The following is a 415-nucleotide window of genomic DNA, read 5'->3' on the forward strand; positions in this document are numbered from 1 at the left end:
CTTCGGCGCCGTGCCCTGCGCGAGCGACCCGGACGCGACCGCCATGGCGGTGCAGGCCCTCATCGCGGTCAACGGGACGGGCGACGCTGACGCCGCCCAGGGACTGGACTACCTCGCCGCCAGGCAGTCCGCGAGCGGCGGCGTCGGCGGTGGCGGCCCGACGAGCCCGGTCAACGCGAACTCGACCGGCCTCGCCGGACAGGCCTTCCTCGCCGGCGGCCGCGCGGCGCAGGCCCGGCTCGCCAACCAGTTCCTCGGGGGCCTGCAGTACGACTGCACCTTCCCCGTCGCCCTCCGCGGCGGCGTGGCCTACGACGGCACGGCCTTCGCCGCGCAGCGCGCCGCCGGGCCGGGAGCCACCACGGTCGACCAGGACCGGCGCTCGACGACCCAGGCGGTCCTGTCGCTCTCCGGG

1 protein-coding gene is annotated in these 415 nt (G+C 77.6%); it reads left to right on the plus strand.

The window, feature by feature from the left end; all coding sequences use genetic code 11:
- Positions 1-43: 43 nt before the first annotated feature.
- Positions 44-415 (plus strand): hypothetical protein (locus I6F37_RS42035; RefSeq protein WP_225154678.1); only part of this gene is annotated, 372 nt, incomplete at its 3' end.

This window comes from Bradyrhizobium sp. NBAIM08, assembly GCF_020193935.1.
Taxonomy (GTDB): Bacteria; Pseudomonadota; Alphaproteobacteria; order Rhizobiales; family Xanthobacteraceae; genus Bradyrhizobium; species Bradyrhizobium yuanmingense.